Source organism: Borborobacter arsenicus, assembly GCF_003934165.1.
GTDB classification, from domain to species: Bacteria; Pseudomonadota; Alphaproteobacteria; order Rhizobiales; family Rhizobiaceae; genus Pseudaminobacter; species Pseudaminobacter arsenicus.
In genome coordinates this window covers 348,587-365,877 of the sequence record NZ_ML133509.1, presented here as the reverse complement: position 1 = coordinate 365,877, position 17,291 = coordinate 348,587, and the positions used below count along the sequence as shown (strand labels likewise).

The 17,291-nt window shown below is 60.5% G+C and carries 17 protein-coding genes; 9 read left to right on the top strand and 8 right to left on the bottom strand.

The genetic code is table 11. From position 1 onward, the window contains the following. Positions 1-31: 31 nt before the first annotated feature. From EET67_RS03300 to EET67_RS03290, 3 genes are read left to right on the top strand one after another with little or no spacing between them, the layout of a single operon-like run. Entirely contained in the window at positions 32-466 is a 435-nt protein-coding gene (locus tag EET67_RS03300) for an EamA family transporter (RefSeq protein ID WP_128624790.1), read from the top strand. Continuing rightward, positions 463-1,470, top strand: a complete 1,008-nt coding sequence (locus tag EET67_RS03295) for an NAD-dependent epimerase/dehydratase family protein (protein ID WP_128624789.1) — start codon at positions 463-465, stop codon at positions 1,468-1,470. The genes EET67_RS03300 and EET67_RS03295 overlap by 4 nt, the downstream gene beginning before the upstream one ends. 11 nt (positions 1,471-1,481) lie before the next feature. Further along, a complete protein-coding gene (locus EET67_RS03290) occupies positions 1,482-2,957 on the top strand; it encodes an aspartate aminotransferase family protein (protein WP_128624788.1) in 1,476 nt (491 codons plus the stop codon). A 48-nt stretch (positions 2,958-3,005) separates the two neighbouring features. Here the strand turns inward: EET67_RS03290 and EET67_RS03285 are convergent, their stop codons facing one another. After that, positions 3,006-4,775, bottom strand: coding sequence for a hypothetical protein (locus EET67_RS03285; protein WP_128624787.1), 1,770 nt, complete (start codon positions 4,773-4,775; stop codon positions 3,006-3,008). A gap of 222 nt (positions 4,776-4,997) precedes the next feature. Here EET67_RS03285 and EET67_RS03280 point away from each other — a divergent pair, with 222 nt between their 5' ends. Together EET67_RS03280 and EET67_RS03275 are read left to right on the top strand one after the other, a co-directional pair. Further along, entirely contained in the window at positions 4,998-7,559 is a 2,562-nt protein-coding gene (locus EET67_RS03280) for a GcvT family protein (RefSeq protein ID WP_128624786.1), read from the top strand. Between the two features lie 105 nt (positions 7,560-7,664). Continuing rightward, the gene (locus EET67_RS03275; protein WP_128624862.1) at positions 7,665-8,513 is read left to right on the top strand and encodes a DUF1194 domain-containing protein; all 849 of its coding nucleotides are present in this window, start codon (positions 7,665-7,667) and stop codon (positions 8,511-8,513) included. A 13-nt stretch (positions 8,514-8,526) separates the two neighbouring features. Here the strand turns inward: EET67_RS03275 and EET67_RS03270 are convergent, their stop codons facing one another. The 4 genes from EET67_RS03270 to EET67_RS03255 form a co-directional block, all read right to left on the bottom strand. After that, positions 8,527-9,291 carry an amino acid ABC transporter ATP-binding protein gene (locus EET67_RS03270; RefSeq protein WP_128624785.1) on the bottom strand — a complete coding sequence of 255 codons (765 nt, stop codon included), beginning with the start codon at positions 9,289-9,291 and terminating at the stop codon, positions 8,527-8,529. After that, positions 9,288-9,968 (bottom strand): amino acid ABC transporter permease, encoded by a 681-nt coding sequence (locus EET67_RS03265; RefSeq protein WP_128624784.1) that lies wholly within the window; start codon positions 9,966-9,968, stop codon positions 9,288-9,290. The genes EET67_RS03270 and EET67_RS03265 overlap by 4 nt, the downstream gene beginning before the upstream one ends. Before the next feature lie 113 nt (positions 9,969-10,081). Continuing rightward, positions 10,082-10,855 (bottom strand): amino acid ABC transporter substrate-binding protein, encoded by a 774-nt coding sequence (locus EET67_RS03260; RefSeq protein WP_128624783.1) that lies wholly within the window; start codon positions 10,853-10,855, stop codon positions 10,082-10,084. A gap of 174 nt (positions 10,856-11,029) precedes the next feature. After that, positions 11,030-11,683 (bottom strand): glutathione S-transferase family protein, encoded by a 654-nt coding sequence (locus tag EET67_RS03255; protein ID WP_128624782.1) that lies wholly within the window; start codon positions 11,681-11,683, stop codon positions 11,030-11,032. A gap of 294 nt (positions 11,684-11,977) precedes the next feature. On the opposite strand from EET67_RS03255, the gene EET67_RS03250 reads away from it, so the two are divergent. Next, complete coding sequence (locus tag EET67_RS03250; protein WP_128624781.1) at positions 11,978-12,163, top strand: hypothetical protein; 186 nt, start codon at positions 11,978-11,980, stop codon at positions 12,161-12,163. Positions 12,164-12,218: 55 nt separating this feature from the next. Here the strand turns inward: EET67_RS03250 and EET67_RS03245 are convergent, their stop codons facing one another. Beyond that, positions 12,219-13,751, bottom strand: a complete 1,533-nt coding sequence (locus tag EET67_RS03245) for an acyl-CoA carboxylase subunit beta (RefSeq protein WP_128624780.1) — start codon at positions 13,749-13,751, stop codon at positions 12,219-12,221. 164 nt (positions 13,752-13,915) lie between these two features. Further along, positions 13,916-14,356 (bottom strand): VOC family protein, encoded by a 441-nt coding sequence (locus EET67_RS03240; RefSeq protein WP_128624779.1) that lies wholly within the window; start codon positions 14,354-14,356, stop codon positions 13,916-13,918. Positions 14,357-14,592: 236 nt separating this feature from the next. Here EET67_RS03240 and EET67_RS03235 point away from each other — a divergent pair, with 236 nt between their 5' ends. The 3 genes from EET67_RS03235 to EET67_RS03225 all read left to right on the top strand — a co-directional run bounded on the left by EET67_RS03235 (position 14,593) and on the right by EET67_RS03225 (position 16,582). Continuing rightward, positions 14,593-15,153, top strand: a complete 561-nt coding sequence (locus EET67_RS03235) for a cold shock domain-containing protein (RefSeq protein ID WP_170313206.1) — start codon at positions 14,593-14,595, stop codon at positions 15,151-15,153. Positions 15,154-15,180: 27 nt separating this feature from the next. Then, a complete protein-coding gene (locus tag EET67_RS03230; RefSeq protein WP_128624777.1) occupies positions 15,181-15,690 on the top strand; it encodes a DUF192 domain-containing protein in 510 nt (169 codons plus the stop codon). 172 nt (positions 15,691-15,862) lie between these two features. Then, the gene (locus EET67_RS03225) at positions 15,863-16,582 is read left to right on the top strand and encodes an alpha/beta fold hydrolase (protein WP_245450703.1); all 720 of its coding nucleotides are present in this window, start codon (positions 15,863-15,865) and stop codon (positions 16,580-16,582) included. An 82-nt stretch (positions 16,583-16,664) separates the two neighbouring features. Here EET67_RS03225 and EET67_RS03220 read toward each other — a convergent pair whose 3' ends face one another. After that, positions 16,665-17,036 (bottom strand): SPW repeat domain-containing protein, encoded by a 372-nt coding sequence (locus tag EET67_RS03220; protein WP_128624776.1) that lies wholly within the window; start codon positions 17,034-17,036, stop codon positions 16,665-16,667. Positions 17,037-17,291: the final 255 nt, after the last annotated feature.

Sequence of the window (17,291 nt, the reverse complement as noted above, 5' to 3'; positions counted from 1 at the left end):
TAATAGAGCGTCCGGCAGATAGCGGGGAAAGATGAAATACATAGGATTCATACTGTTCACGGTCATGACCAATGCGGCAGCCCAACTTATGTTGAAGCAAGGGATGCTGTCGCTTGGGGCGGTTTCATTCGAAGGCGTCAATCCGATCATCAGGATGCTCCAGATCGTCTTCAGTCCGTGGGTTTTCCTCGGGCTGTGCACCTTCGTCATTTCCATGGCTTCGCATCTCTATGTGCTGTCCAAGGTAGAGCTGTCCTTTGCCTATCCGTTCCTCAGCCTGGCCTATGTCGCGGTGGCGGTCTTTGCCTATTTCATCTTTCGCGAGGACCTCAATGCCTGGCGGATTGCCGGGATCGCACTCATCTGCGTCGGCACTGTGCTGATTGCCCAGAGCGACCGGTCGCACCGCGACACGACGGTGGCCTCTTCCTCCACATCCACTCAAACCAGCGAGTTCGTCCAATGAGACATATCATTTTCGGAGGCGACGGCTTTGTCGGTCGCCATCTTGCACCCAAACTGCTTGCCGAAGGCGAGGAGGTGATCGTCGCCGACATCGTCAGGAGCGAGCTCGCGCACTACCGCACCGCGCATTTCGTTCATTGCGACGTGACCGACCCTTCGGCCGTGGCGGCCGTGGGGATCAAGTCGGACGATATGGTCTACAATGTCTCGGCCAAGATGTTGTCGCCGCTGCAGGTACGCGCCAAGCGGCACGATTTCTTCTGGCCGGTGAATGTGCATGGCACGCAGCATATCATCCAGGCGATGGACAAGGCCGGCGCGGCTCGGTTCGTCCACTACACGACCGACATGGTCTACGGCCACACCTATACCTATCCCCAGACCGAGGACCATCCGGCCGTGCCGCTTGGCGAATATGGCCTGTCGAAGCTGAAGACCGAGGAGATGGCGGCCGAGTGGCGCGAGCGCGGCATGCGCATCTCGCTGTTTCGCCCGCGCCTTATCATCGGCCCCGGACGGCTCGGCATATTGGAGAAGCTGTTCAAGCTGATCGATTGGAACCTGCCGGTGCCGATGATCGGCTCGGGCAAGAACCCTTATCAGTTCATTTCGGTGTTTGACTGCGCTGAAGCGGCGCGTGCCGCCTGGAAGGCCGGCGTTCCCAACGAGGCCTATAATCTCGGCTCGCTCAACCCGCCGCCGGTGCGCAAGCTGCTGGGCGATCTGGTCAGGCATGCCGGATCGAAGTCGATCCTCCTGCCCACGCCGGCCTGGGCGGTGAAGCGCACGCTCGACCTGTTCGACCTGATCAACATGCCGATCATGGACCCTGAGCAATATCTGATCGCCGACGAGATGTGCATTCTCGATGTCTCTAAGGCCAAGCGCGACCTCGGCTGGGTGCCGCAATACCGCGACGAGGACATGCTGATCGCCGCCTACGACGAATATCGCGCCAAGAAGTCCGGCCAGGCGCTGGCAGCCAGTCACGTTCCGGCCGAATAGGAGAAATCTCGATGACAGTCATGACCAAACCGAGCACGGCCGATGGCCGCGCCGTCGTCGCAGCGCCGAGCCTCTCGCCGGCGGCACAGCTTGCCAAGCCCGCACTGCTCAGCGTCGAGCAGGCCAATGCGATGGATGTCGCGCGCATGACCGACCTGTTCAAGGCGCATCTCAATCCCGGCCAGCTGCATTTCATGAAGCTGCTCGGCTTTCACAAGGTGAAGATCGAACGTGCCGAGGGCATGTTCTACACCGACCAGAACGGGCGCAGGATACTGGACTTCTTCGGCGGCTTCGGGTCGCTGGCGCTCGGCCACAACCATCCGCGCATCCTGGCCGCGCGCAAGAAGTTCCAGGAGGAGAACCGGCACGAGATCGCCATCGCCTTCATGTCGCAATATGCGGCGGCGCTGGCTCATAACCTTGCGCAGATTTCACCTGGCGATCTCGATATGGTGTTTCTCGGCTCTTCCGGGTCGGAGGCGATGGAGGCGGCCATCAAGCTTGGCGAACGCGCGGCCGGGCCGAAGCGGCCGAAAATCGTCTATGCGGAGAATTCCTTCCACGGAAAGACAAGGGGCGTGCTGTCGGTCACCGACGGCCAGCTCTACCGGGGCGAGTTCAAGCTTATCGACAACACGCTGCGCATTCCCTTCGGCGACATAGAGGCGGTGGAAAACGCCTTCCGTTCCGATCCGCAGATCGGCGTCATCGTGCTGGAAACGATCCAGGGTGGCGGCGGTATCATCCAGGCGCCGGATGGCTATTGGCAGAAGCTGCGGGCGCTGTGCGACCAGTATGGCGTGCTGTGGATTGCCGATGAGGTGCAGTGCGGTGTCGGCCGCTCCGGCCGCTTCTACGCCTTCGAGCATTTCGGCGTGGTGCCCGACATCACGGCAGTCGCCAAGTCGCTCGGCGGCGGCAAATCGGCCATGGCCGCGATGATCGCGCGCCACGACGTCTATATGAAGGCCTATGGCACGCCCAAGACTGCGATGATCCATGCGGCCGCCACCTTCGGCGGCATCGGCGAGGCCTCGATCACGGCGATCGAAACGCTCAACGTGCTCTATGACGAGGGGCTGATCGATAACGCCGCCGTCACCGGTGACTATCTGCTGCTACGGCTGCGGCAACTGCAGGCGAAATATCCCAAGATCATCAAGGACGTTCGTGGCCAAGGCTTCATGGTCGGCCTCGAATTCCATGATTTCTCGCAGACCCTGCCCATGGTGCTGCGGCCGGTTGTCGGCGTGCTTGACGACAAGCTGAAGGGCTCGCTGTCGGGCTTCGTCGGGGCGCTGCTGCTTCGCGACTATGATGTGCTGGTTGCCTTCACCGAGTATAACCGCAATGTCATCCGCCTGCTGCCGCCGCTGATCTGTCAGCGCGAGCATGTCGACCAGTTCGCCGACGCGCTCGACAGCCTGCTGTCACGCGGCATCGTTGCGATCGTCAAGGATTTCGTCAAAAGCCAGATGAAATAGGCGATCGAAAAAGGAGCGCGCTTGAAAAGCCGGGCTCGCCCGGCTTTTTTATTGACTTGGCAAGCCCGGATCCGAGCCAAGTGATGCCTCGAATTTTGGGTGGATGAAAGCGTCGTAGCATTGATCCAGCCTGATGCGGCGGTGCTTGGTCAGCGCGTCCTTGTACATGTCGTAGAGCAACGCGTTTGCCGTGGTCGGAGGGCAGGTCGGGTACAGCACCAGGTCGGTGTCTGTGACCGCATTCTCCTCCTGGGAGCCAGGATCGGGGACCGCGCGCATCGGGTCGGCACCGATTGCGATGTAGAGCGGGGCCGAGCGTTCCATGAGCCATGGAAACGGATTGACGAAGTTCAGCGACATGATGGTATCGAAATGAATGCCGCGCCGGGCCTCTAGGCCCCGGATGGATTCGATGGCGATGTCAACTGCGCTCAGATAGCTGATCTGGAAATCGAAGTCGGAATAGAGCATCGGCGTCGGCAGTTCGCCCGCGGCGACGAGTTCTTCGAATGGCGCCCGGAGCTCTGGATATAAGCGCAGCATATGCTCGGTGCGCGTGGCGACTTCCGTGCGCATGTCGACGGCGCCGAGCGTTTTCAGATTGCGGTGTTCCAGGGGCACATTCTTCAACGCGCCGACATAGGTGCGTGCCGCGCGCTCTGCAACGCGAACGGCTGGCGGCAATGCGGTTGCGGCGACCAGCGCCATGATCAAAAGCACGAGTATAGGGCGATCCACGAGCTTGCCCGTCTTGAGGAAGGCGGAAAGCAGCACCGGCCACAGGAAGATCAGCGCCTGGCTTCCGGTGTTCTGCGTTTCAAAAAGGATGCCCGCGAAAAGAACCACGAGAAGCCATGGACCGTCATGCGTAAGCAGCGCCGGTGATGTACCGGCGCGCGAGGTCTGTTGCCCGCCAAAAACGCCGGAGGTTAAACTCCGTCGATCCGACCATAGAAGGAGAAGGGCCAGGCTGCCCGCGGTCGCCACGATGCCGAAATTGAGGGAGGTGGCCTGGAGGAAGCGCGGCAGCAAGGTTCCCTTGTTCATGGCAACGAGGCTCATGATGTCGAAGATATACTGGCTGGCCAGTCCGCTGGACAATTCTATGCCGGCCAGCACTGCAAAGAAGATGAGCGAGCACAGGATGGCGATCCTCCACGTCACCCGGCCCGAAAGAAGCGCATAGGCGGCGATTATGCCGCCGGCGACGAAGCCGGTGATCTTGAGGAAGAACAGCGCGGACATGGAGGCGGTGATGAGTATCGTCAGCAGGCGGCGGTCGCGCACGAAGAACAGTGCCGCTACCAGGATATACAAGACCTCGCTGGCCTGGCGATTATAGATGCCGAAGCCATCCGACCCCGGGAAGGGATAAAACTCGCGCGTATTGAAGGGCAGCAGCGCGAAAACAAGGAACGGTATCAGCAGCGCAAACGCGGTGCCGCGCGATCGCTGATCCACATGCCAAACCAAAAGTGCCATCAGCGGCGCGGTTACGGCAAGCAATGACCAATGCGCCAGGAGCACGGGCTGGGCATTCGGGAATATCGCCAGCCAACCGGCAAACAAATAATAGCCAAGCGGACCAACAGGCGTGAAAAAATCTGTGACTGGCACCTGGCCGTCGAAAATTCTGTTTGCGGCATCGTAATAGAGGAAAACATCCCAGTACATCGGACCGATCGGCAAAATGATCGGCAGTGTAAGCAGTGTGAAGACGAACAGAAGCGCGATCGCCAGTAGCGCCAGGGGCGATTTCAACAGTGCAAAGACGCCGGACGCACCGGTCGCTGTCGTGTTTTTGGCAGTTGAGGTCATAATAGGCTTCCAAGGGCCGCTGGGATTGAAATCCCAATCATTGTTTCTGCTTATCCGTAAATAGCGATGAAAATGTTAACCTTGTCGGCCAAGCTGGCCACAGCGCGACATGGCCTGTGTTCGGTCAAGTCGCGGTGCGTTTGTGCGGTGTCGCAAACAGGCTGTAATCGAGCCGTACCGCTCTATAGTGTGCCGGAAAATTCCATCTCGGAGTCAGGGAAAATGGCAGGATTTCCGGAACAGGCGAAGGTCGTCATCATCGGGCTGGGCGGTATCGTCGGCGCTTCGATCGCCCATCATCTGATCGAACGCGGATGGGACGATATTGTCGGCATCGACAAGTCCGGAATCCCCACCGACATCGGCTCGACCGCGCATGCATCTGACTTCTGCTACGCTACCAGCCATGATTTCCTGTCCTGCTGGACCACGCTCTACTCGATCGACTTCTACGAGAAGATGGGCCATTACGCCCGCGTCGGCGGCCTTGAGGTGGCGCGCGTGGGCGACGATGCGCGCATGGACGAGATCAAGCGCAAGGTTGCCTCGGGCAAGGCCTTTGGCACACGCGCACGCCTGATCGAACCTGCCGAGATCAAGGAAAAGTTTCCTCTGATCGAGGAGAGCCTGGTCCAGGGCGGGTTGTGGGACCCAGATGCAGGTCTGGTCATTCCGCGCTCGCAGACGGTCGCCGGCAAGCTGGTCGACCAGGCCGAAGCCTCAGGCAAGCTGAAGGCCTTCGCCAATACGTCGGCAACGTCGCTGCTGATCGAGGGTGGGCGCATCAAGGGCGTCGTGACCAACCGCGGCACCATCAAAGCCGATCATGTGGTGGTCTGCGCCGGCATCTGGGGCCGGCTGATCGCGGAAATGGCCGGCGAGGACCTACCGGTCATGGCAATCGACCATCCGCTCACCTTCTTCGGTCCGTATGAGGAGTTCGCCGGTACCGGCAAGGAGATCGGCTGGCCGCTGCTGCGCGATCAGGGCAACTCGGCCTATATGCGCGACACGGGCGATCCCAAGACCGCCGAGGGTGGGCAGATCGAATGGGGCTATTACGAGGAAACCAACCCGCGTCTCTGCCATCCGCGCGATCTGCTGGAGAAGGATCAGGCCCGGCTTTCGCCATCGCAGCGCGACCTCGACATGGAGCAGATCATCGAGCCGCTGGAGCGCGCCATGGAGCTGACGCCCATACTTGGCGAACTCGGCTACAATGAGGGCCATTCCTTCAACGGCCTGTTGCAGGTGACCACCGATGGCGGCCCTTCCATGGGCGAGAGCCAGAAGGTGAGGGGGCTGTGGTATGCCGTCGCCATCTGGGTCAAGGACGGGCCCGGCATGGGCAAGCTGATTGCCGACTGGATGACGGACGGCCGCACGTCGATCGATCACAACCGCATCGACTATGCCCGCTTCCAGCCGCACCAGCTTGAGGAAAAGCATATCGAGGAGCGCTGCACCGAGACCGCCATGAAGGTCTATAACCCGGCGGTGCATCCGCGCGAGCCCTTCGGCGGGGGCCGTAATGTGCGCCGCTCGCCCTTCTGGGAGCGCGAGAAGGAACTGGGCGGCTATTTCATGGAACTCGGCGGCTGGGAGCGCGCCCATGGCTATGCCGCCAATGAGCACCTGCTGGAAAAATATGGCGACCGCGTACCGGTGCGCGAAAACGAGTGGGACAATCGCCATTTCTGGCGCGTCTCCAATGCCGAGCACCTCGCGCTGAGCGAAGATTGCGGCATCATCAACCTGTCGCATTTCGCGGTCATCGACGTCGAAGGCCCGGATCACGTCGCGTTGATGGAGTGGCTGTGCGCGGCCAAGATCGGCGGCGACAACATGGTGGGCAAGGGCATCTACACCCACTTCCTCGACGACGAAGGCATGGTGCGCGCGGATTTGACCGTGATCCGCATGGAAGACCGCTGCCGCGTCATTGATGGCGCCGATGCCGGTCCGCGTGACTACCACTACATGCGCCGGGTGGCACAGGATAAGGGCTTTGACGTCACCATCACCGATGTGACCGAGAAATATGTTACCGTCGGCATCTGGGGCCCGAATGCCCGCACGACGCTGCAGAAGGTGGTGGAAGACCCGGAAGGCCTGTCGCTGGAAAACTTCCCCTTCGCGGCGATCAAGCCGGTTCGCATCGCTGGCAGGCAAGTAACGGCTTTCCGTATCTCCTATGTCGGCGAGCAGGGTTGGGAACTGCATATGCGCTATGAGGATGGCCTGGCCGTCTGGGATGCACTGCGTTCGACCGGCGTCATGGCTGTCGGCGTCGAGACCTATGCCAATACTCGCCGCATGGAAAAGAGCCTACGCCTGCAGAATGCCGACCTACTGACCGAATATAATCTCTTCGAGGCCGATCTGGCCCGCCCCAAGGTCAAGGAGGCGGATTTCCGTGGCAGGGCAAAGCATGTGGAATACAAGGCGCGGGCGCATCAGCCGGCAACGCTGTGCACGCTCGTCATGACCGATAATGTCGATTCAAAGGGCGTTGCCCGCTATCCGGTCGGCATCATGCCCGTGATGGACCCTGAAACCGGAAAAACGCTGGTGGATGAGCTTGGCCGCCGCTCCTACACGACTTCGGTCGCCTATGGCCCGACCATCGGCAAGAACATCGCGCTCGCCTATCTGCCATGGGCCTATTGCCAGGAGGGCCGCAAGCTGACGGTCGAATATTTCGGCGAGACCTATCCGGTCGAGGTGGCCAGCGTCGGCTACAAGCCGCTCTACGATCCGGAAAACCTCAAGCCGCGAAACTGATCCAAGGGGAATAGGCGCTCCACTCGCGAAAACGTGAAGAAACCGGGCCCGGAATTTTTCCGGGCCTTTCTTTTCAAATGCGGCTTTTCGCGTACCCTCATAGACATGTTTTGTCCGGCTTGTGTCAGGCATGCATTTTCCGGCAGTGCCGCCTTGGTGCTGGCGGTTTTTTTCGCCTCCCAAAGCCCCGCGGCCGAGCCGGTCGATGTCGAACTGGTCCTGGCCGCCGACGTCTCGCTGTCGATGTCGCCGGGCGAGCTGGAGATCCAGCGCCACGGCTATGCCGCCGCACTGACCCATGAAGATGTGCTCCAGGCGATCGCACAGGGTGCTTACGGCCGGATCGCGGTGACGTTCTTCGAATGGGCCGGATATTCCTCGCAATACATCACTGTGCCGTGGACGGTGATTGCCACGCGGGAGGATGCCGAACGGGTCGCGCGCCAGCTTTCGGCCAACCCGCCCAACAGCGCGCGGCGCACCTCGATTTCCGGCGCGCTGGAATTCGGCTTCGATCTGTTCGCCGAAAGCGCCTATGCCGGCAACAAGCGGGTGATCGACATTTCAGGCGACGGACCGAACAATCAGGGTCCGCCGGTCGCCGGCATTCGCGACCGGCTGATCGCCCAGGGCATCACCATCAACGGCCTGCCGCTGATGACCAATGGCGGGCTCGCCAGCGCTTATGACGTCCCCGACCTCGACCACTATTACGCGAATTGCGTCATCGGCGGGCCGGGGGCCTTCATGGTTCCAGTCAATGACTGGTCGCAATTTCCCGAAGCGATCCGCCGCAAGCTCGTTATGGAACTCGCGCAGAAGGACAGCCCGGCAGGCAACAAAGCAAGCGGCGAGGGGATGCCGGTCGTGTTGGCGGCGGCCGCTCCAGCCTATGACTGCTTGATTGGTGAAAAGCTCTGGCGCGACCGCTCCTGGATATGGGAGAGCCGCTGACGCTGCTTCGCGTTCAGTCGTGCCCGCCCTTTGCCTCCTGCGTCAGCGTGGCGATGAAGCGTTTCGTGCGCTCCCGCTGCGGGTTCTTGAAGACCTCGCGCGCCGGCCCCGTCTCCACCACCAGGCCGGCATCGAGAAACACCACCTGCCGGGCGATGGTGGAGGCAAGCCGCAGGTCATGGGTTGCCATCACCATGGTGGTGCCTTCGCGCGCAAGCTGGCTCAAGACCTCGACCACTTCCTCGGCAAGCTCCGGATCGAGCGCCGAGGTCGGCTCGTCGCACAACAAAACCTTTGGCGAGGGTGCCAGGGCACGGGCGATGGCGACACGCTGCTGCTGGCCGCCCGACAGCGTTGCCGGCCAGGCGTCGGCCTTGTGGGCAAGGCCGACCTTGTCGAGCAGTTCCAGCGCCCGTTCGCGCGCTCGCCCCGTCGGCCATTTCAGCACCGTCGTCAGCCCTTCCATGACGTTTTCGACGGCCGTGCGGTGGGGAAAGAGCTGGAAATTCTGGAAGACCATGCCGGTCTGGCGCCGCAATTTCTGGATGGCGCTTGTGGCCACCTTGCTACCGGGATGGAAGGTCAGCGCATCGCTGCCGATCCGGACCGTGCCGGAGGTCGGAATCTCCAGCAGGTTGATGCAGCGAAGCAGTGTGCTCTTGCCGCCGCCGGACGGGCCGACCAGTGCCATCACGCTGCCCTCGTCGATCTCGACGGAGACGTTCTTCAGCACCGTATGGTCGCCAAAGCGCTTTTCGATATTTTCCAGCCCGATCATTTGTGCGCCTCGATATAGCCGCCATAACGTCCCAGCCGATGCTCGAGACGGCCTTGCAGATGTGACAACACGGAGCTCATCGCCAGATAGATCAGCGCCGCCTCGATATAGAGGATCAGCGGTTCATAGGTTGTGGCGACAATACGCTGCGAGGCCTGGAACAGTTCGGGCACGGTAATCGCTGCCGCCAGTGATGTATCCTTCACCAGCGAGATGAAGGTGTTGGACAGTGGCGGCACCGCGACCCGTGCGGCTTGCGGCAGAATGGTGCGGCGCATCGCTTGCTGCCAGGTCATGCCGATGGAATAGGCTGCTTCCCACTGGCCCTTGGGGATCGAGCCGATGACGGCACGGATGATCTCGGACGTATAGGCGCCGATATTGAGCGTAAAGCCGATCAGGGCGGCCGGGAATGCATCAAGCACAATGCCCGCACTTGGCAGCCCGTAGAAGATCAGGAAGAGCTGGACCAAAAGCGGCGTGCCACGAATGATCCAGACATAGAACCGCACGATCGGCACCAAGGGTGCTGGCCCGAACAGGCGGATGAGCGCGACCACCAGGCCGAGCGTGAGGCCGAGCACGAAGGAAAGCAGGGTCAGTGGTGCGGTAAAAATCAGCGCGGCCCACAAGAGGGGCCCGAGCGAGTCGATCATCAATTGAAGCCAATGGGGCACGGGCGGGTCCTCCGGTCGGATCGCCGGACAGGTGTGGATTTATCGGGACAATATAGGAAAACAGGCGGCGGGCCGATCCCGAAGGAACGGCCCGCCGCAAATGTCACAAGATCTTACTTGGAAACGTCCGCTCCGAAATATTTCTCAGAAATCTTCTGATAGGTGCCGTCAGCCTGGATCTGCTTCAAGGCCTCATTGATGGCGGCAAGCAATTCCGGTTCGCCCTTGCGGATGATGACGCCGGAATAGTCGGCCTTGTCCTGCGTGGCGGCGATCTTCACATTGGCGTCGGGTTTCTGCTTCTTGAAGTCGAGGAAGGACAGGCTGTCATTGATGGTGGCGTCCGCACGGCCATTGAGCACGAGCTGGATCGACTGGTCGAAGCCGTCCGTTCCCACCAGTTCAGCGCCCGAGGCTTCGGCGAGCTTGCCGAAATTGCTGGTGAGAGACTGCGCCGACTTCTTGCCCTTGAGGTCCTCGAAGCTCTTGATGTCCTCATTGTCGGCCTTCACGATCAGCGCCGCCTTGGAGGCGATATAGGGCTCGGAGAAATCATATTTCTGCTTGCGCTCCTCGGTGATGCCGACCTGGTTGATAACCGCGTCATAGCGATTGGCGTCGAGGCCGGCGATCAGCCCGTCCCAGCGGCCTTCGAGGAATTCTGCCTTAACGCCGAGGCGCTCGGCAATGGCCCGGCCGATCTCGACGTCGAAACCGACCAGCGCGCCGGATGCGTCATGGAAGGTGAAGGGTGCATAGGTGCCTTCCGTGCCGATCTTGAGGACGCCGGCGGATTTGATGTCATCCAGATTGGAGCCGGCATGGCCCGGTGCCAGCGCCAGCAATTGCACGGCGGCAGCAACGAGCAGAGTGTTCAGCCATTTCATAGTCTTGGTTCCTGAGTTTGACGGCGTTGGTGCCGGTCGATTGAGATGGCGCAGAAATTGTCAGAACCACCACATTAATCGAAGGAAGAAAATTTCAATTATAGCGCATATTTGAAATATGGTTTCTTCGGTTGTTTGTCTGCCGGCATTTGTCTCCGCCCTCTGATTGTGCGGTTACGGCTCCTGCGGGAACAACCGGAAATAGGGCTGCGCCTCCTCCACAACTCGTGCGAAGGAAGGACGTTGCATCAGGCGGCCGAGATATTGAGCGACATGGCCGTGCGCCTCTCCAAACGGCTCGACCTTGTTGGCATAGAACAGGGCCGGGGCGGCGGCGCAGTCGGCAAGGGTGAAATCGTCGCCCATCGCCCAATGGTTTGATGCCATTTCACGTTCGATTATGGCATAGGCATTTCGCAGCTTTGTTTTTTCCTGTTCCACGCCATAGCTGTCTTTTCTGTCGGCTGGCCGAAGCCGGTCGGCGACGACGCGCTGCATGGGGTCGTGGACATAGAGATCGTAGAAGCGGTCGCGCAGCCGCGTCTGCAAGTCGAGATCGGGGTCTTCGGGAAGGAAGCGCGTTGCGCCGGGATAATGGCGGCCCAGATATTCGATGATGATCGAGGATTCAGGAATGGTGCGGTTCCGGCCATCGTCGTGCAACACGGGCATCTTGCCGAGCGGCGACAGCTTCAGGAATGCCGCGCGCGACTGCTCGTCGGCCGGATCGACCAGAACAGTCTCGAACGGCGTATCGTTCTCATAGAGTGCGATCAGCGCCTTCCAGCAGAACGATGCCAGCGGATGATAGTGATAGGTGAGGGCCATGACGATCTTAGCCTCGCTTGTTCCAGCGTTTCGTGAAGTCGACCCTATCGTGGCGGGTGAAAAAGGTGGTTGGCGACGCCTGAATATAACTCGGCCTGGACCGGCTGCGAACCACCATAGGTACGAACTGTGCCCACTGTGTTACGCTTCGGCCGGCCCTTGGTGAGTCGGGCCGCTTATCCGCGTCAGTCCCGTCTATGGAGCAGGTGCAAGCGCAAGGCCCGCGCAAGCGGCCTCCTCCATACTGACATGCGTATTCCCATGGCGTTAAGCGATCGGACGAGGGGAAAGCCGATGCTGCAACTGGACGACTGCCAAAAGCCGCGCTTGACCGAGCACGTCGACATATTGACGGCTGTGAACATATTGCGTTCGCGTGGCTACCAGGACGACGAACTGATCACGGAGATCACGAGGATATTCTACGTCGATCTGGATGCCTATAATGAGGTGATCCAGATGGCACAGAGCACGCATTGACGCCCGGCCGTGAAGGCCGTGTTCTTCGGATTGCTTTCAGCCACTGTGCGCCGCTTCACAGCGGGATGTTGTCGTGCTTCTTCCAGGGGTTATCAAGGTTCTTGTTGCGCAGCATGCGTAGCGCACGCGCCACCCGGCGGCGTGTGGAATGCGGCATGATCACCTCGTCGATATAGCCGCGCTCGGCGGCCACGAAGGGTGACAGGAACCTGTCTTCGTAGGAATTGGTGTGGGCGGCGATCTTTTCGGGGTCGCCGATATCCTTGCGGTAGATGATCTCGACGGCACCCTTGGCGCCCATGACGGCGATCTGCGCGGTCGGCCAGGCATAGTTCATGTCGCCGCGCAGATGTTTCGACGCCATAACGTCATAGGCACCGCCATAGGCCTTGCGCGTAATCACGGTGATCTTGGGGACGGTCGCCTCGGCATAGGCAAACAGCAGCTTGGCGCCATGCTTGATCAGGCCGCCATATTCCTGGGCAGTACCCGGCAGGAAGCCCGGCACGTCGACGAAGGTGACGATGGGGATATTGAAGCAGTCGCAGAAGCGCACGAAGCGGGCGGCCTTGCGGCTTGCATCCGAATCCAGCACGCCGGCCAGCACCATGGGCTGGTTGGCCACGAAGCCGACGGTGCGGCCTTCGACACGGCCGAAGCCGGTGACGATGTTCTTGGCGAAGCTCGGCTGGATCTCGAAGAAATCGCCCTCGTCGACGGTCTTCAGGATCAGTTCCTTGATGTCATAGGGCTTGTTGGCGTTGTCCGGGATCAGGCGATCCAACGACGGGTCGTCATCGGTGACGGACTGATAGCACTCGATCTCGGGAATTTCGGCGGTGTTGGAGGCCGGCAGGAAATCGACCAGCCGGCGCATCTGCAACAGCGTTTCCACGTCATTGTCATAGGCGCCGTCGGCGATGGAGGATTTGGTGGTGTGGATCGACGCCCCGCCGAGGCTCTCGGCCGTCACCGTCTCATTGGTGACGGTCTTGACCACGTCGGGACCGGTCACGAACATGTAGGAAGTGTCGCGCACCATGAAGATGAAATCCGTCATGGCGGGTGAATAGACGTCGCCGCCCGCGCAGGGGCCCATGATGACGGAGATTTGCGGAATGACGCCGGAAGCCAGCACATTACGCTGGAAAATCTCGGCATAGCCGCCGAGCGCCGCGACGCCCTCCTGGATGCGGGCGCCGCCGGCGTCGTAAAGGCCGATGATCGGCGCGCGGTTGCGCAGGGCCATTTCCTGCACCTTCACCACCTTTTCGGCGTGTGCTTCCGAAAGCGAACCGCCAAACACCGTGAAATCCTTGGCGAAGAGGAAGACCGTGCGCCCATTCACCGTGCCCCAGCCGGTAACTACTCCGTCACCCGCAATCTTGGTCTTGTCCATGCCGAAATCGGTCGAGCGATGTTCGACGAACATGTCGAACTCCTCGAATGAGCCCTCGTCCAGGAAGATCTCGATGCGTTCTCGTGCGGTGAGCTTGCCCTTGGCATGCTGGGCCTCGATGCGTGCCTTGCCTCCGCCGGCGCGTGCGATCTCGCGGCGCCTTTCGAGTTCCTTGAGCACATCCTTCATCGAAAAGACCCCCAGCAGAAACCGTGCCTGAAGCGTGTGGAAATGGATCAGGCTACACGCTTCAAGTTCTTGTTTTTTGCATGCCGCCCCGCTTCGGGCGGCATGCTTCTAGGTATCGGCAGCCGGTTTCCTGCGCAAGGGCGCTCGCGCGCCGGACGCCAGATTCACCAGGTGCCGGTATTGGCCATCGAGGCCCAGGGTTCGGCCCTGTCCTTGGCTTGCCCCTTTTGCAGCAATTCGATCGAGATGCCGTCCGGCGATTTGATGAAGGCCATGTAGCCATCGCGGGGCGGGCGGTTGATGGTGACGCCCTTGTCCATCAGGCGCTGGCAGGTCGCATAGATGTCGTCGACTTCATAGGCCAGGTGGCCGAAATTGCGGCCGCCGGTATAGGCTTCCGGGTCCCAGTTGAAGGTCAGCTCGACAAGCGGTGCCTTTTCGGCAATGCCTGCCTGTTCGTCACCGGGCGCGGCCAGGAAAATCAGCGTGTACCGCCCGTCCTTGTTCTCATAGCGGCGCACTTCGACCATACCCAGCTTTTGGCAGTAGAAGTCGAGCGAAGCATCGATATCGGTGATGCGGATCATAGTGTGCAAATAACGCATTTGGTTTCCTCGTATTAGAAAAACGAAACATAAGGCAGGTCCGTGTCCCGACAACCACAGATCCCGGAATAATCGAGTTTACAAGACCAGCCGCAGTATTGCCGGGGAAAAACGGCGGCGCAGGTCTTGCACAGTTCGCCAACACGCGTTGTTATCTCAATATACAGAATCAGCGTGTCGAAGTCGGAAAAAGGTGCGGTCGGATGGGGGACAGGGCCTCTTTCACGGGGCGGAACATGGGCGGCGAGGAAGCATTGAGCCATGATGAGACCGGCGAGGCGGCCGGCCTGGTCGAAGTCTCGGGGGCCATAAAATGGTTCGACGTGGCTAAGGGCTACGGCTTCATCCGGGCCGATTCCGGTTCTGCCGATATTCTCCTTCATGTGACTTGCCTGCGGCGGGACGGCTTCCAGACCGCGCTTGAGGGCGCGCGTGTCGTATGCCTGGCCCGACAGGGCGAACGCGGCATGCAGGCGTTTCGCGTGCTTTCAATGGACAATTCGACGGCGGTGCATCCCGCCGAAACGCAGGAGCCGCGTACCCATGTCGCCGTTGCCGCCGAAAGCGGGCTCGAGCGCGCCCTGGTCAAGTGGTTCAACCGCACCAAGGGGTTCGGCTTCCTGACGCGCGGCGAAGGAACGGAAGACATTTTCGTCCATATGGAAACGCTGCGCCACTACGGCCTGACGGAGTTGCGGCCGGGGCAAGTTGTGCTGGTCCGGTTCGGGCGCGGCGAAAAAGGCCTTATGGCTGCCGAAATTCATCCTGATATCGGAACCTTGCCGGTTTCGCATTAGATCGGACCGGCCGAACAGGATTGATTGATGCTCCGCAAGTTTGGGTTGCCGGGCGGCGCTATTTCCGCCGCTGTTATCTGTATTTTCACCTTTGTTGCGATGCTCGTACCTTCCAGCGCCGATGATCGGGCAATGGTGCTGCCGGTCGATCCGGCGCCACTGGTTGCCGAAACAAGTGCCGGCGAGCACTCCTTCAGCATTGAAATCGCCGATGACCCGCAGGAGCGTTCCGCCGGGCTGATGTTTCGCGAAACCATGGACGATGACCATGGCATGCTGTTCGTCTTTGAACAGACGCAACCAGTTGGCTTCTGGATGAAGAACACGCCGTTGCCATTGGACCTGATCTTCATTGGCCAGGACGGCAGGGTGAAGGAAATCCATCGCGGCGAACCATTTTCCGAAGCGCCGATCGCATCGCAGGAAGAGATACGTTTCGTGCTCGAACTCAAGCAAGGGACGGCGCAGCGGGTTGGCGTGAAAGAGGGCGACCTGGTCCGCCACCCGACCATCACCCGTGTTATGGGCGCCGGTTAGAACATTTTGTGCCTAAGTGGAATCACTTGACGGCGCACAGATGCGGCAAAGCAAACAGATGGAGCGGCAGCCCGGATTTGTCCGGGTGTTTGCCGCTCCGGCTTCAGACAGGAATTCGATCGTGACGCAGTTTTTCACCCATGAGGGTTTTGATCTGGCTTTTGAAGACCGGATGCCGGGCAGCGGGCGCGCCGAGCCAATCCTGCTTATCCATGGGTTTGCCTCCAGCCATATTGTCAATTGGGTCTCGCCCGGCTGGGTGAAGACGCTCACCGAGGCGGGCTACCGTGCGATAGCCTTCGACAATCGCGGCCATGGCCTGTCGTCCAAGAGCTATGATCCGGCCGACTACACGGCCGAAAAGATGGCGGGTGATGCAGCGGCATTGCTCGATCATCTCGGTATCGCGCGGGCCCATGTCATGGGCTATTCGATGGGCGCGCGGATAGCGGCCTTCATGGCGCTGGTAACGCCCGAAAAGGTGGCGACGCTGGTATTTGGCGGGTTGGGCTATGGCATGGTCGACGGGGTCGGGGATTGGGACCCGATCGCCGAAGCGCTGCTTGCGCCGGAGGCCGACAAGATCACGCATCGTCGCGGCAAGAGCTTCCGCGCCTTTGCTGACTTGACCAGAAGCGACCGCAAGGCGCTTGCAGCCTGCATATCCACCTCGCGCGGGCTTTTGACCGAAGCGGAGGTCGGGCGCATCATGCAGCCGACCCTGGTTGCCGTCGGAACCACCGACGACATCGCCGGTGCCGCCGCTCCTCTCGCCGACATCATGCCCAATGCCGAGAGCTTCGACATCGAGGGTAGGGACCACATGCTGGCCGTGGGTGACGGGACTTTCAAGAAGCGGGTGCTGGAATTCCTGGCGGATAACCCGATCTGACCAAGCGATTGCCCGGAGCGGCGCAGTGCGATGAGGCACACGCCGCTCCGGCCCGTCTAACCCTCCGCCTCTGTGTTTGAACTCAGGAGGCGAGGTTCCGGTCGTTGTCCTGCCAAAGCTCCAGGACCGCCAGGATCACGACAGCTGCCCCGAGCCCGACGTGCCACATGCGCAGTGGCCCGCCATATTCGAGCACAAAGGGCGCCAGCATTACCCAGGCGCCGCAGAGAAACGCCAGGAATTCCTCCCAGCGCCGCAGGAAAAGCTGTTCCACGCCACCGAGTATCAGGATGGCCGCACCAGCCAGCGCGATGGTGACCACCATCATCGTGTTGCTGGTCGTGTCGCCGAACATCGGAGATACGAGGATTGCGGCGCCGAGGATCATCACGACGATGTCCTGCCAGCGCCTATGCTCCACCAGCCTCAGGGAGCCCATTATTCTTGTTGCCATGACAATGCTCCTTCTCAGGTCATTTGAGCGTAACTCAAACACCTACTGGGAGCCCGGAGTGCGAAAACGATCGGACTCCTCAGCGAGATGTCCCTACGCACTGCCCGCATTATCGCAAGAAAACGCAAAAAGACCAACAAACTTGATGTGTGGCCTGTTTGATGGGCCGGGTTCGCCCTTGTCGAGGCAGTATTTTGTCGCTCTGCTCCGGATTGTTGCCAATCCAGTCCCCTTGACGATGAAATCAGGAAAATT